This window comes from Undibacterium paludis, assembly GCF_022568815.1.
GTDB lineage: Bacteria > Pseudomonadota > Gammaproteobacteria > Burkholderiales > Burkholderiaceae_D > Undibacterium.
The window spans coordinates 59,979-72,991 of sequence record NZ_JAKZHX010000020.1 but is presented as its reverse complement, the minus strand read 5'-3'; the positions used below and the strand labels follow the sequence as shown (position 1 = coordinate 72,991).

Annotated in this window: 16 protein-coding genes; all 16 read left to right on the top strand. The window is 47.0% G+C overall.

Annotation, left to right across the window (positions count from 1 at the left end):
* Positions 1 to 9 precede the first annotated feature (9 nt).
* A complete protein-coding gene (locus LZ463_RS26325) occupies positions 10 to 465 on the top strand; it encodes a hypothetical protein (protein ID WP_241459294.1) in 456 nt (151 codons plus the stop codon).
* A 350-nt stretch (positions 466 to 815) separates the two neighbouring features.
* On the top strand, positions 816 to 1,091 hold the full coding sequence (locus tag LZ463_RS26320; RefSeq protein ID WP_241459293.1) for a hypothetical protein: 276 nt from the start codon (positions 816 to 818) through the stop codon (positions 1,089 to 1,091).
* Positions 1,084 to 1,566, top strand: a complete 483-nt coding sequence (locus LZ463_RS26315; RefSeq protein ID WP_241459292.1) for a glycoside hydrolase family 108 protein — start codon at positions 1,084 to 1,086, stop codon at positions 1,564 to 1,566. Before LZ463_RS26320 ends, LZ463_RS26315 begins: the two co-directional genes overlap by 8 nt.
* Positions 1,559 to 1,981, top strand: coding sequence for a hypothetical protein (locus LZ463_RS26310; RefSeq protein WP_241459291.1), 423 nt, complete (start codon positions 1,559 to 1,561; stop codon positions 1,979 to 1,981). The genes LZ463_RS26315 and LZ463_RS26310 overlap by 8 nt, the downstream gene beginning before the upstream one ends.
* Positions 1,982 to 2,054: 73 nt before the next feature.
* Positions 2,055 to 2,300: a hypothetical protein gene (locus LZ463_RS26305; protein ID WP_241459290.1), complete on the top strand. Its 246-nt coding sequence runs from the start codon at positions 2,055 to 2,057 to the stop codon at positions 2,298 to 2,300.
* 207 nt (positions 2,301 to 2,507) lie between these two features.
* A complete protein-coding gene (locus LZ463_RS26300) occupies positions 2,508 to 3,773 on the top strand; it encodes a hypothetical protein (RefSeq protein WP_241459289.1) in 1,266 nt (421 codons plus the stop codon).
* Entirely contained in the window at positions 3,754 to 4,197 is a 444-nt protein-coding gene (locus LZ463_RS26295; protein ID WP_241459288.1) for a hypothetical protein, read from the top strand. Before LZ463_RS26300 ends, LZ463_RS26295 begins: the two co-directional genes overlap by 20 nt.
* Before the next feature lie 184 nt (positions 4,198 to 4,381).
* Positions 4,382 to 4,915: a hypothetical protein gene (locus LZ463_RS26290; protein ID WP_241459287.1), complete on the top strand. Its 534-nt coding sequence runs from the start codon at positions 4,382 to 4,384 to the stop codon at positions 4,913 to 4,915.
* A 742-nt stretch (positions 4,916 to 5,657) separates the two neighbouring features.
* The gene (locus LZ463_RS26285) at positions 5,658 to 7,148 is read left to right on the top strand and encodes a hypothetical protein (protein ID WP_241459286.1); all 1,491 of its coding nucleotides are present in this window, start codon (positions 5,658 to 5,660) and stop codon (positions 7,146 to 7,148) included.
* On the top strand, positions 7,133 to 7,567 hold the full coding sequence (locus LZ463_RS26280; RefSeq protein WP_241459285.1) for a hypothetical protein: 435 nt from the start codon (positions 7,133 to 7,135) through the stop codon (positions 7,565 to 7,567). The genes LZ463_RS26285 and LZ463_RS26280 overlap by 16 nt, the downstream gene beginning before the upstream one ends.
* Before the next feature lie 504 nt (positions 7,568 to 8,071).
* On the top strand, positions 8,072 to 8,668 hold the full coding sequence (locus LZ463_RS26275; RefSeq protein WP_241459284.1) for a hypothetical protein: 597 nt from the start codon (positions 8,072 to 8,074) through the stop codon (positions 8,666 to 8,668).
* A 30-nt stretch (positions 8,669 to 8,698) separates the two neighbouring features.
* Entirely contained in the window at positions 8,699 to 8,947 is a 249-nt protein-coding gene (locus tag LZ463_RS26270) for a hypothetical protein (RefSeq protein WP_241459283.1), read from the top strand.
* Positions 8,948 to 8,970: 23 nt separating this feature from the next.
* The gene (locus tag LZ463_RS26265) at positions 8,971 to 9,315 is read left to right on the top strand and encodes a transglycosylase SLT domain-containing protein (RefSeq protein ID WP_241459282.1); all 345 of its coding nucleotides are present in this window, start codon (positions 8,971 to 8,973) and stop codon (positions 9,313 to 9,315) included.
* A 383-nt stretch (positions 9,316 to 9,698) separates the two neighbouring features.
* Positions 9,699 to 10,214, top strand: a complete 516-nt coding sequence (locus LZ463_RS26260) for a hypothetical protein (protein ID WP_241459281.1) — start codon at positions 9,699 to 9,701, stop codon at positions 10,212 to 10,214.
* Positions 10,215 to 10,822: 608 nt separating this feature from the next.
* Complete coding sequence (locus tag LZ463_RS26255) at positions 10,823 to 12,394, top strand: hypothetical protein (RefSeq protein ID WP_241459280.1); 1,572 nt, start codon at positions 10,823 to 10,825, stop codon at positions 12,392 to 12,394.
* Between the two features lie 13 nt (positions 12,395 to 12,407).
* Positions 12,408 to 12,836: a hypothetical protein gene (locus LZ463_RS26250; protein ID WP_241459279.1), complete on the top strand. Its 429-nt coding sequence runs from the start codon at positions 12,408 to 12,410 to the stop codon at positions 12,834 to 12,836.
* The last annotated feature ends 177 nt before the right edge of the window (positions 12,837 to 13,013 follow it).

Below are 13,013 nucleotides of genomic sequence, written 5' to 3'. Positions count from 1 at the left end.
GAGTAAAAAATGGGTTTGCTAAACATATTTTCAGATCAAGATGACCCGCAATCACAAGCGCAAATGGCTGCCGCGATGGCGCTGCTGCAGGCAGGAGGACCGTCCCGCACACCGGTATCGCTTGGTCAGGCATTGGGTGGAGCGATGCAAAGCTACCAAAATACCTTGCAGGCAGCAAAAGATCGGCAACTACAACAGAGCGTACTACGTAACAGATTGGCATTCGATAATGGCAGGATGCCTGGTGCGGTAACACGTGATTACCCATTCCAATTGGGCAATCAGCAAGTGGCCTTACTCTCCGCACAAAATAATACAGATCCTTCGCGACGCGCTTTGCAGGCTGATCCTGAAAAGCCCAGTTTCGACGGCAGAAAGTACTTCTTCGATTGGCGGACTCGACCCTATGATTTTGTAGCAGGATCTGGGGCAGACGGCGAAATCTCAGATGGGTACAGCAGGTGAAGTCGTCTTTGTGATTCTTTCTTCGGCATCAAATGCGCAATATCTTATGCGCAGCTTAGTACCAGAAAGAAGTTAGTTAAATTTCGCTATTTCAGGCACGCATAAAATATAAGTCAGGTACGACAACAACCCGCTCAGGCGGGTTTTTTCATTGCATGGTTAATGCCACTCGTAGTACGAGCGCAGGTACGGTAAAACGCCTGTCATCTGCCTTGCCTGAATCTTTCGAGAGCCCACCTTCCTCGACCAAGCGATTTAGTCATTGCTGGCGGATTCACTTTACTCACCACATTCACCAGATGAAGAAACTATCAACGTAATTGTGGGTTAATTTTTCAAAGAGATTTTTCATGAACATACCCGATCACACCGAAGCCGCTGCCAGCCATCTGGCAGAGGCCATCACCAACAACCCCAAAACCGCACTCGTTGTGCCGGCAGTCACCACCGCCATTGCACCCCTGAGTGCCATCGCTGAAATCCAGGGCTACCTGTCAATTGCATCCATGCTCATCGGTCTGCTCATTTCCCTGATCCTGCTGCGGCAGCGCTGGGTGAGTCTGCAAACTGCCGAGATACAAAAGCAGGAAGCTGAACAACGACTGAAAGAAAGCAAACATGAATAACTTCGATATCTGTATCGCCCCCGTACTAAAGAGTGAAGGCGGCACCAGCAATCATCCGCTTGATGCCGGCAAGCTGACCAGGTTTGGCATCAGCCAGCGCAGCTACCCTAAACTCGATATTGCAGCGCTCACGGTTGAGCAGGCCAAGGCACTCTACAGGCGCGACTTTTGGGACGCCAATCAACTGGACCAATTGCCGCTGGCCGTCGCTTTTGAATTCTTTGACTGTGCTGTCAATTGTGGTGCAGGTACGGCTGCAAGACTGCTGCAACGCGCTCTCGATGTTGCCGAAGACGGGATCATCGGCCCTGTCACCCTGGCCGCAGTTGGCAAAAATAATGCGGACAAACTGGCCAGACGCATGCTGGTCCATCGTATCAAGTTCTATACCAAGTTATCCAACTGGCCCACATTTGGCGCCGGTTGGATGAATCGCCTGGCAAACAATATTTTATGGGAGAGCGATCATGTTTGAAAAAGTCAATGCAGTCATCAACCTGTTTCGCAAAGGAAGCGAGGTCAGTAATGTGGAAGCCTGGAAAAACGGCGGCATCTCGGTTGCCGCCCTGGCCGCAGCAATGGGCGCGCTGGCCCAGTTCGGCGATGCCTTTGGCGTCCATGTCGCTATCACGCCAGAGCAGCTCAATGGTCTGGCTGTTGGTGTTGTTACCCTGGTTGGCGTCGTGCTCCCCGTTATTACTTCTAAACGAGCCGGTCTATTGCCGGCAGCAAGCAGTCAGCGCGCTCCAATCGAAGATCATAGCTTCAGCGACGGCCTGCCAGCAATACCGGCACCTGTGGCAACAAGCCAAGTGCAGCACCAGCCTCAGCCCGCAATGGCAGACAGCGACAACCCCCTCGCCGGACTCGATACCACATTCCGTGGTTGACACGGTGCGTAACTACGCCAACTCCATCAACGGTATCACCGTCACTCATCAATGCAAAATCTAAAGGACCATCATGCTGCAAATTGCCACCACCCTGTTACAGATCATCGCCTTTCTGGCCGAGCACAAAGAACAGATCAAGAAACTGATACTCGATATAGAAAACCTCATTCCCACCACATCAGGTAATGACAAGGCCATGATCGTACGCAACTTCATCGCCACCAGTCTGGGCATGGAAGCCCAGATCGAACAGGCCTGGCCCTACGTTAGCGGCCTGTTCAATGACTTGGTTGCTGCGACAAAGCGGCCAGCCTGATCAAACCTGCCATGTGGTGGCAGTGACTGAGGTTCACGATCAGCTCTTCAGTTGATTCGCACACCCCAGTTTCTCACAACAAAAAATCCCTAATTTATTTAAAAAATGCCGACAGGCAGGATGGTGTTCGCCTGCGCTGTTGATGCATATCACCTAAATCAGCTGTGGCATGCAAGAGCATGCCACAACCCGTATCAAGAGGACAAAATGCTTTACAACCGTGACGAAGATGATTCTGAATTTGCCAGACAGTATAGAGACCTGCAATTGGGTAACTATGACAATGCTTTATTTAGGCAAGGTAATCCCCTGCCTGCTCTCGGAATCCTACCTGGTTATACAGAGGCACAGCGTGATTTTGGCTACCACTTACCTGGTCCTGACAACGGCGACGCAGTGGCCCCTGTCGCCCTGTCAGGGCGGGGAGCAATAGATGGCGATGCTGAACTGGCCAAGTCCAATTTCTTGCGATCAGAAAAAGCAGGATATGAAACTGGGGACTTTGACAAACGAGACCTGAGTCGTACGGGTGACACCATGACAGCGCTGTTCAAGAAAAACTATGGCTACACGCCGAGTGCTGGTGAGTTGATTCAGTATGCCAATCTGAATGGCATGGATAGCCCACACGAGTTGAGTGTGAATCATGTCATAGGCACTCCAAGCCTGGAGCGCTTGCATCAATCTGAAGTCAGCCAATCGCAGTTAAATGATTTCTGGTCAAGAAATACTGAATTCAAAAAAAATCAGGACGTCAGATATGCAATGAAGGATGAGCAATTGCGCCTGGTAAATCTAGGAAGATCTACAAGTGCTGCAGTAAAATCATTGGATATGGATCGCTTTTTCGCAAATCGAGCTGAGGATGACCAAAAAGAATTACTTTATTTTAGCCGTGAAGGAAAAAACGCTCCAGTAACAATCCCGTACAATGCATTTCCAAGAGATAGCTTTCCTGTTCAGTATGCTCAGGCATTTGGTGATCGCTCAAAACCACGTAGCACCTATCATAACTATGCAGAACTTTCTCCCGCTAGTTGTGATGTCAGTGAGAAATGGTGCAATATTCCAAATATATACAATGAAGGACTTCTGTACAACGGCGCGCCAGGACAACAAGGGAAGGCCGAAACAGGGAAGGCACAGAGATTGACTGGCGGCAATAATATTGTTCAGGCACTTGACCCCGAAAACTATGCGCTTGTCAATATCACCTTACCTGGACATGCGATGCGAGACGGAATTGTAACGCGTGCACCGGTTCAAATAGGCAATAAAATCAAAATGTTAACGTGGGGTGTTGGGCAAAATGTTGAAATGCCAATTATGCCTGGAGTAACTTTGTCATCCAAGGATATGGCCGAATTAAATACCAGAGTAGGTAAGCCAAATAATCTCTGGTACATTTTTAAAGATAATGACGAAAAAGCTTTTGAGAGGGCAAAGCAAGCATATGAGTACAAGAAAAAATAAATGGATTTGGCCACTGTTTTGGTTCATAGGAACACCCGTTGTCCTGGCGGGGATTATTTTCTTGTTTTTTGTAAGCAGTAACCAGGTCGTCAAAGAAGAAAAGACAGCACTTCAATATAGTCTGACCCTGGATGAAAAGACCAGCATTGATTTTGATGCTGCATTGAAGGAAAAATCAACTTCCAAGTCTTTGAAATATGAGAAGAATACGGTAGTGACACTCTTGACGGATGATTCTTCGCAAGAACAACTGCACTGTTTTTCGACAAAAAAAGGACAGCTTGATTGCTGGTTGCAAAGTACGCACAAACCTACATGCGAAACGGCAGGCAATAATTTGCAGAATTTTCTTGTGAGTATCGCGCAAGAGAAAAATATTCAATTCATATGCAAGCCAGGTAACACGAGTGAGAGCAAATCATAGAGCTTGATTTCGATCTGCTGGGGGGGCGCCCCCGTTCGATTTGGTCATCAATGATTAGATCACATATGTCGCGCTTTGCAATTAGCGTAAATCTTCCCTTACAGTAAAAGAAAGTAATCCTTAATCTGCATGGGATGATTTGGGGTTCATAAATTAATTTCAGATAAACCACACTGGTCAGATAATGGATATGAAAAAAACGTTTGTACTCGCATTGGGAATGCTGTCTTCTTATTCTATGTGTGTGGCCGCCACTTCAGACGGAATTGCAAAAGTGTTTCCTGGAAAACCGCCGCTGTTGTTTACCCCATCTTCTTTATCAAAAGCAGATGAAGTCCAGGTTGAAGTTGTCGGAAAAGGAGGGAAGCAGTCCTGTTGCGCCAAAGCCATCATTGAAAAGGAAGTTCAAGCAGATCCCGACGATTTTTCCAGTGATAATCTGTCTGAACGAAAGGTGCATGTCTATCGCATGAAATTCATTAACCCTGTGAATTATCCTGACCCATTTATCGGTATTGCCGTTATCGGGAAAAATATTAATGTCCAGATGAAAGGGAAAAACTATCAGGTTACTGATGAACAAACAATTTCAACAGTCTCGACTTGCTATAGTGCTGAAGGAATGCACTTGATCAGGCAGGAAGGGAAAAAGAAGCTTGGGCATTTGTATCTCTCTCTGGGATATGAAGTCGAGCCGGATTGCCCCGCAAAACTGTAAACGGGGTTTGGTCTCGTCACAAAGGCGAGATTTGACTTGTATGTAGCAGGGACGAGTTACCTGTCAAATTTGTATCATGCTGCGTAGGTGCAATAGTAAGGACTTGTCTACATTCGCACTATAAATCAGTGATTTCCTGAAAGCCGATTCAGAACTGGATCGGCTTTTTTTTCTTTCCAGAGTAAATAAAAAAATACGATTGTGGGGCTCATGTGGCTCGCCATTACTTCTAAACGAGCGGGCTTACTGCCAGTAAAAACCAGTCAGCACGCTCCAATCGAAGATCATAGCTTCAGCGACAGCTTGCCAGCAATACCAGCATCTGTGGCAACAAGCCAGGTGCAGCACCAGTCTCAGCCCGCAATGACAGGCAGCGACAACCCCCTCGCCGGACTCGATACCGCATTCCGTGGCTGACACGGTGCGTGGTTACGTCAACTCCATCAACGGTATCACGATCACCCGTCAATACAAAATCTAAAGGACCGTCATGCTGCACAATGAGCTTGTTGCTGCGACCAAGCGGCCAGCCTGGTCAAACCTGCCATGTGATGGCAGTGACTGAGGTTCACGATCAGCTCTTCAGTTGATTCGCACACCCCAGTTTCTCACAACAAAAAATCCCTAATTTATTTAAAAAATGCCGACAGGCAGGATGGTGTTCGCCTGCGCTGTTGATGCATATCACCTAAACCAGCTGTGGCATGCAAGAGCATGCCACAACCCGTATCAAGAGGACAAAATGCTTTACAACCGTGACGAAGATGATTCTGAATTTGCCAGACAGTATAGAGACCTGCAATTGGGTAACTATGACAATGCTTTATTTAGGCAAGGTAATCCCCTGCCTGCTCTCGGAATCCTACCTGGTTATACAGAGGCACAGCGTGATTTTGGCTACCACTTACCTGGTCCTGACAACGGCGACGCAGTGGCCCCTGTCGCCCTGTCAGGGCGGGGAGCAATAGATGGCGATGCTGAACTGGCCAAGTCCAATTTCTTGCGATCAGAAAAAGCAGGATATGAAACTGGGGACTTTGACAAACGAGACCTGAGTCGTACGGGTGACACCATGACAGCGCTGTTCAAGAAAAACTATGGCTACACGCCGAGTGCTGGTGAGTTGATTCAGTATGCCAATCTGAATGGCATGGGTAGTCCGCATGATTTGGCAGTGAGCAAAGTGATCAACAGTCCGGATATTGACAGTTTGCATCAGGTAAATATGAGTCGGCGACAGTTGAATGAATTCTTGTCCAGGGATGCTTACTTCACTCAGAAACGCATTGATGAGGCTGCACATAGCGATCCACTGACTAATGGATACTTATGGAAAAGTACGCAGACGGAAAAAGATGGCGACCCCAATTATGTGAAAGCAAAGCTTGCAGAACGTTTGCGCAACTCTGGACAGTCCTGCAATGTCGCACGGCAGTATGGTGTGCCGATAAATGGAGCGGAAAACGAAGCGTATTTTCCAGTTTATCTCCCAAGTGATTTGGTAAAGGTGGGTAGTGGTGCCAGTCCTGATGTGCAAGATGTATCTGTTTCTCGCTCTCCTCAAACGGCGGGACAGGGCATGTTGGGGATTTGGGATGCATTGCAGCGTGATCAATACAAGAAGGCGATTACCGATAATTCGAAAAAAGCAGTCGGTTTGGTTAACGCGGCGGCACTTGCCAATGACATAGAGGCTGCCAACGCGGCTGCGTACAGTGCTTCAGAGAATCGTGCGAAAATCCGTTTGGCAACTAGGGAAAAGCTGTCCTGGGGCGGGGCCAGGATGTCTGATATGATTGATAAATCGTTGACTCCAGAGCAGTATTTTAGCAAGTATCGCCCTGAGCATCCTGAACCTTTTGATCTTGCCAGAACCGTGGCTGATAAATCTGGTTCTAGTCGAGGGTCAATCAAATACCTGCAAATATTTGGCAAAGTGGGTGGAGTTGCCGGGACTGGCTTAGGTTTATATACGGCGGGTAGAAATGTGCATGATGCACCAGAACAGCTTAAAGGACAGGTTGCCGCTCAAGAAACCGGTGGCATTCTGGGTGGGGCCGGTGGTTCAACACTGGGTGCCGGTCTGGGGGTATTGGGTATAGGTGCATTGGCAGCAACACCACCAGGCTGGGTGATTGGCGCTGGGATTCTTGGTGGTGCTATTGGGGGCTATTTTGGTAGTGAGAGTGGCAAGGAATTAGGGGGGAAAGTGTATAAATGGATGAAAAACTGAGTTTCAGTCAACGATTTTCGAGAAATTTCTCATGCACATCAGAAAATGGTCTGCGGTATCGCTTACGGTATTTGCATATTGACTGGGATGGGCCTATTGATGAGATGTATGATAAAGTCGTTGCCGATCGCTACATCCCTGAGAGTGACACCTGGATGGCTTTGCCATCAAAGCTCAGTTTGAGATCTCAATTTCTGCTTTTCACTGCGGCTGATCCGCAATGGCCGCCAGATCCACATACTGTTGTCGCGATGGGACATGACGGGACTAGCTTGTGGTTTGAATATGAAGAGGATCTTGATGAAATGCGTTGGGGACGAGCGCATTCAAGATGGCGTGCCAGTTTCTCGGATAAAAGACAACGCTGGACCATACAACATTTAAATTATCTTAAAAACAGTAACACAAATACCAAATGATGGAACTGATGCTTGATATAGAAAATCTCGCTCGCGTAACAGCAAGTCGTAACAAGGCCCTGATCATACGTTACTTCATTGTCACTAACCTGACGTAGAAGCCCAAATCGAACAGGCCTGGCACTATGTCAGCGGCCTGTTCAATGACCTGGTTGCAGCGGCAAAGCGGCCAGCCTGATCAAACCTGCCATGTGATGGCAGTCATTGAGTTTTGCAAGCACACCTTCAGCTTGTTTCTGCCTCAGTTCCTCACAACACAAATCCCCTAATCCCTTTTAAAAACAGATGCCAGCAGGCAGGGCGTTTTGCGTCTGTTCTGTTGGTAGCTATCACTTAAACCACCTGTGGTATGCAGAAGAATGCCACAACCAATATCAAGAGGAAAATATGCTTTACAACCTTGGCGAAGATGATTCTGAATTTGCTAAACAGTATAAAGCCCTACAATTGGATGACGACGGCAGTGCTTTATATTGACAAAGTAATCCCCTTGTAGGTGAGTTGATGCAAGACGCCAATTTTTATGGCACGGAGGACTCGCCATTATTACAGAAGCAAGTGCGTAACCTCAGCAGCTTTTTTAAACCTGGCTTGAGTTTTGATGACTTCTATGTGTCTCAGAAACCGGGTCAGCCCGGCCGATTGTTGAATCAATACCTGGGGTTTAGTCATCCGGTATTGGGCGTTGATTTTGTGGATGGCCGGGAAATGCCTGATTTAAATATTCCATCTCAATATGACGTAGGAGTCAACAAAGAATCTAGTACGAGAAGTTCATGTTCTCCCTATGACTCGGCGGAACTGCAAAGAGCTGGTTATAAAAGAAATGCGGCATTTTTTGTAGCCCCTGAAGACCGGGATGGTCAAATGATTCAAGGTATTTCAGATGGACATAATTTTGAAGGTGATCAGGCATGCGCAAGATCAGTACTTGATTTGGGCACATCAATTCCAAAGAAATCTGTTGGTGACTATAGTGCGTCAAGCCTGCCAAGTGTCATGGCCTATCGTCCATTGCCGTTTCATACAAGAAATATACTTGAAATGGAGGAAGACCATCCAAACGACAGTACAGCAAGATTCGTGGAATTTTTACGGTAACAGTTGAAGACCGCCGGCGCGGCGACTGACGTGGATAATGATGAGGGTATTGCACCAATAAAAAAATATTCGGAATACGCAATTGATTACGACAAATTGTATGCTCCTAAAGGAGCTGCCTACCGGAACAGGAAAATCATCCGGGACTCACATATCAATACACCGATTGATTACTCAAATAACAGGCTGGCAGGGCGCTCCCGAATCTCCGGTGATGCTGATCCTGCGGTGCAAAGGGCTGCTATCAATGCATTGATTGAAAAGTCCAGGCAGGCCTGAATGATGAACAAACCGCATTGGTTTTGGCTATTGCTCATAAAGAGTCAGGTTTCAATCCAGACGCTGCTGCGGGGACCTCAAGTGCGACTGTCCTGGGGCAATTTACCAACGCGACCAGAAAACAAAATGGGCTTGGCGGCAATGAAATGTGGGATGTGGATGAGCGGGCCAATAAATTGGTTCGGCTTACGGCAGATTACATTCGTCTGGCAAAGAAAAATCTGAGAGGACTAGATTATGTGTATAAGTATCATGATGGCCCAAATAGAAAGGAGCGCAATGGCAGTGAATCTGAAGCACTGAATATTTCTCGAAATGAGGTTATGCCGCGTGCGAAAATGTTTCTGAAAATTTTAAGAGGCGAGTGATCTTTAGAAATGGGAGGATGCGTTGCAAAAAAACGCACCCCTGATAGCATTGGCTGGAGATTTTGCTATTTTTATATTGTCAATTCTTATGAAGTATTTTGCTGGAAAAATCCTGAGCTCGATGAAATCAATGAACATCATCTGGTGGACTGTAACAGCGAAGGCAGAAGTGAAGCACACCCGCGCATCGTGGTAAGAATCACGGCGATAATGGGAGTATCTGCGCTTTGCTCTGATGCGCCGGGTGCCCTTCACTCTCGATTCCACAGTTGCCTACTAGCTGACTTTCTTAGGTTTCACCAGGTGCAGGGCAAAAGTAACAGAGCACACTCGTAGCAAACTGAAATCTGTCTGAATTAACTTACTTGGAAAGACACATCTTGATGTTGAATACTTATAGGGTACTTTTTCTTTTTATCTCTTATTTTTTGGCATTGAACAGTTCATTTGCAGAGATTGTGCTTTTTCAGTGTGGTGGAACACAATTTGAAGTGAAAATGACAGTTGAAAAGCAAGATGCTTTGTATGTTTTCGTGCTTTACGGCGAGGCGCATGGAAAGATGAAAGAACTATATACTGTCGATCGCAATCACTTTTCAACCTCCTGCGTCAAGAATCGCCATGGTAAGGAACAACTGCTCTTTTCTCGCGATTGTGGCGGGTCGGGGTGTGTACGTGAGTATGGCATTATTGACCCTTTGAGTTTCAGATTCCTGTTAAGACCCAGGACGGATATAGAGAATTCAAGGATTGCTGAAAAAGTGCTGGGAGTAGATTTGCCAGCCAAAAACGACTTCACGTTCTCTCTTTATAGCGGCGTAGAAACGAGTCAACCCCTCCTTCCGTACTGTATACCTGGCCATTGTGCTGAAAAAGATGGAAAGGATGGCAGTAAATAAAAAAAGTCCAACATACGATAGAATTCAACGCCAAAGATTACTCAATCTCATTTTCTCCAGGGAATGGTCAGGCACACTGCCATCAAGATCCGCAAGGGTGGGAGTAGCCATCGATTGCCATTTTCCCGGCAGGTATCGCAAGTATACGCCTGACGTATTCGATGACGAACTGGACCTCAGTTTCATCGAAAATATATGACTGTCTATTTGCTATTGCTGACGCAATGGATATCCAACTCTTCTTTGGTTTTTTCGCAATATTTCCCGCCAATTTCGTCAGGACTTTAGAGGACCAGCAACTTTGCCTTGTTGCTGACATCTTGCATCTCAGAAATCAAGGGTTTGTTTTAAGGCCCGATTGGTTCAGGCAAGTGACTCATTGCAGTTTGCAGTAATGCGACCGTGCCGGATGTAGACACTGCATCCGGTATACAGACGGAAAACTTTCAACAGTCTGTGTAGTCGCACCTATCTAAATCCCCGAGCTTCAACAAAAGAATGTCGCCAGGCAGGGCGACTTGTGCCCGCTTTGCCGGTGCACAGAAAAGCCATTTCAATCAATTACTGCATGTACAGGCACATGCAGTACTCAAACTCAAGAGGAAAACATGAATCTATACAGAAATTTTAGTGACGATGGAATGGGTTTGTACGACCCATATCCGGACGATTTGAATCTCTATGGTGATAATGACTTCCTGGATGACATGCGTAAGCTTAAGCTGGAATCCGGTATGTTGCCAGGGTACGCAGTCGCACAGCAGGACTTTGGATACGGATCACCAGTTGTTGACAATGGCAATGCAGCGACATTCATTGACATGCCAGATCGTGGTGCAATAGATGATGATCGCGATTTGGTAAAGTCCAATTTCCTGCGTTCAGAAAAGGCAGCGTACCAAGCTGATCTCGCTGACCTTGACGATCCCAGTACACCAGCTTCTGGCGATAAATTTGTCCAGGGCGTGTCGCGTGTTTATCTGCGCCCTGTCGCCTCTAAAAGTAGTGCGTCATTGGTGCGCAGAACAGGCACAGCAGATGTGCCGAATTCATTGGCATCCCGCGATGCGGAGACATCACCTCGATACGACACGCCAGTTGACAACAGCATTGCCATGATTGGCAAAGAGGGCGGAAATCGAGGTCTGCTCAATCAGGCTGATATACGCATGCTCCCCCGCTATTATTCGAATTTTCCAAGTCAAAAACCCGGGCAGGTTTATAGTCCGCATCTCAATTTCGGCGATCTTTCTGACTTCTATGCGGCAAAATTGAAAGCAGCCAAAGAGGGAATTTCAGATACGTTTGCAAGCATACCGAAAATACCATCGATGATAGGCGCCGTTTTCAGTGATCCTTATTCTGTATTCGTTGAGGGCGGCAAGCGCATGCAGGATGAACAGCGGCGTGCTTTTCTCAATGCAAGACAGGGGGATTTCAGGCCTGCAGGTGAAGTAGAAGGTAAACAACTGGGATCAGCGATTGCTGGCAGTGCCCTGGGTTGGGGAGTAGGCAAGACGCTTGATGTTGGAGTGCAGTCGGTGAATGCGATGCGGCGCGCCAGCATGCTCGCAGCAGAAGAAGCCAAAGCAGTCAATGCAGCCCGGATAGCCAATAATGTTGAAACTGACTTTGGTTTTGTCCCACAATTTGACAACCGTCTTCAACAGCTTCAATATAAGTGGCAAGGTATCAAACCTGAAAACAGGCCCGGCCTGATTAATAGCCTGGCTGACGCAAGCGCGGGTAACTGGGTACAAAATTATCAAGATGCTTTAAACACGAAATATCCTGGATTGAATGCCCATTTTGTAGACAAGCACGCGCCGGATATTCCATTGCGCCCCAACCTTGAACAAAAGGCAATCGATGGTGCTCATCCGAGGACTGGTGTTCTCAAGTCCAAACCCAAGGGGGAGAAAAGTTCACAATTTCAAGACTGGTTATCAATGCGGGATGCTTTAAATGAGGCTGTTACAAGAGAAGCGCGTGGCCTCTCAAAATACAGCGCGATTAATGGGCCTGCAGAAGTAACACGAGAATTCTTTAACGGCGGTGGGAGAGGTTTTGCACCTAATAAAATATCAAAGCAGTTCCCGTTTTATAATCCCCAACTGGATAATTGGATAGTTCGCTTTGACGACGCTCGTGGAGTGCCGTATACAGCCTATCCGTACTAAGGGGAGATTTACTATGGCGCTTAAAGGTCCAATGTGTAGTGCTGATTTTCAGCCTGATCCAACATCATTCCTCGCTGTTTTTGACATTTATGACAGGGAGGAATCGCTTGGTGTTGAGTTGGCTAAATATGATCCAAATGACTTCGCCCAGTTAAATACCCTCATGAGGGATTTCTATTTTTCCGTAAAAGATGATTTTTTCAAGCCAGAGCATAAAGCAGAGTTGATTCGCGTACTGGCTGAAGCTTTGCATGATAACAGTTATGATTTTGCAGCCTTGGTGGTGTATGAGTACAATGAATATATTAGTCTGCCCGATACATGGGAAATACATAATCCACGACAATTTTTCCGGAACATTTATACCATAGCAAGCGAGCATTGGAAGAACGACCTGGAATCCATAGGCAGATCGCCGGAACCGGTATCAAATTTCGCCTGATATTGGGTGGGAACTGATAAGCAATCTCGTGTCAGAGTAATGGGCGGCGTTTGTGTTGAAATAATGGGCACAGTTCACCAGCGCATCTTTAAAAAGCCGATTTGAAACTGAGTCGGCTTTTATTTTTCAAACACCCAGATCAGGGAGCGAATGGCTGGCTGCCCTCTGCGCCCAATG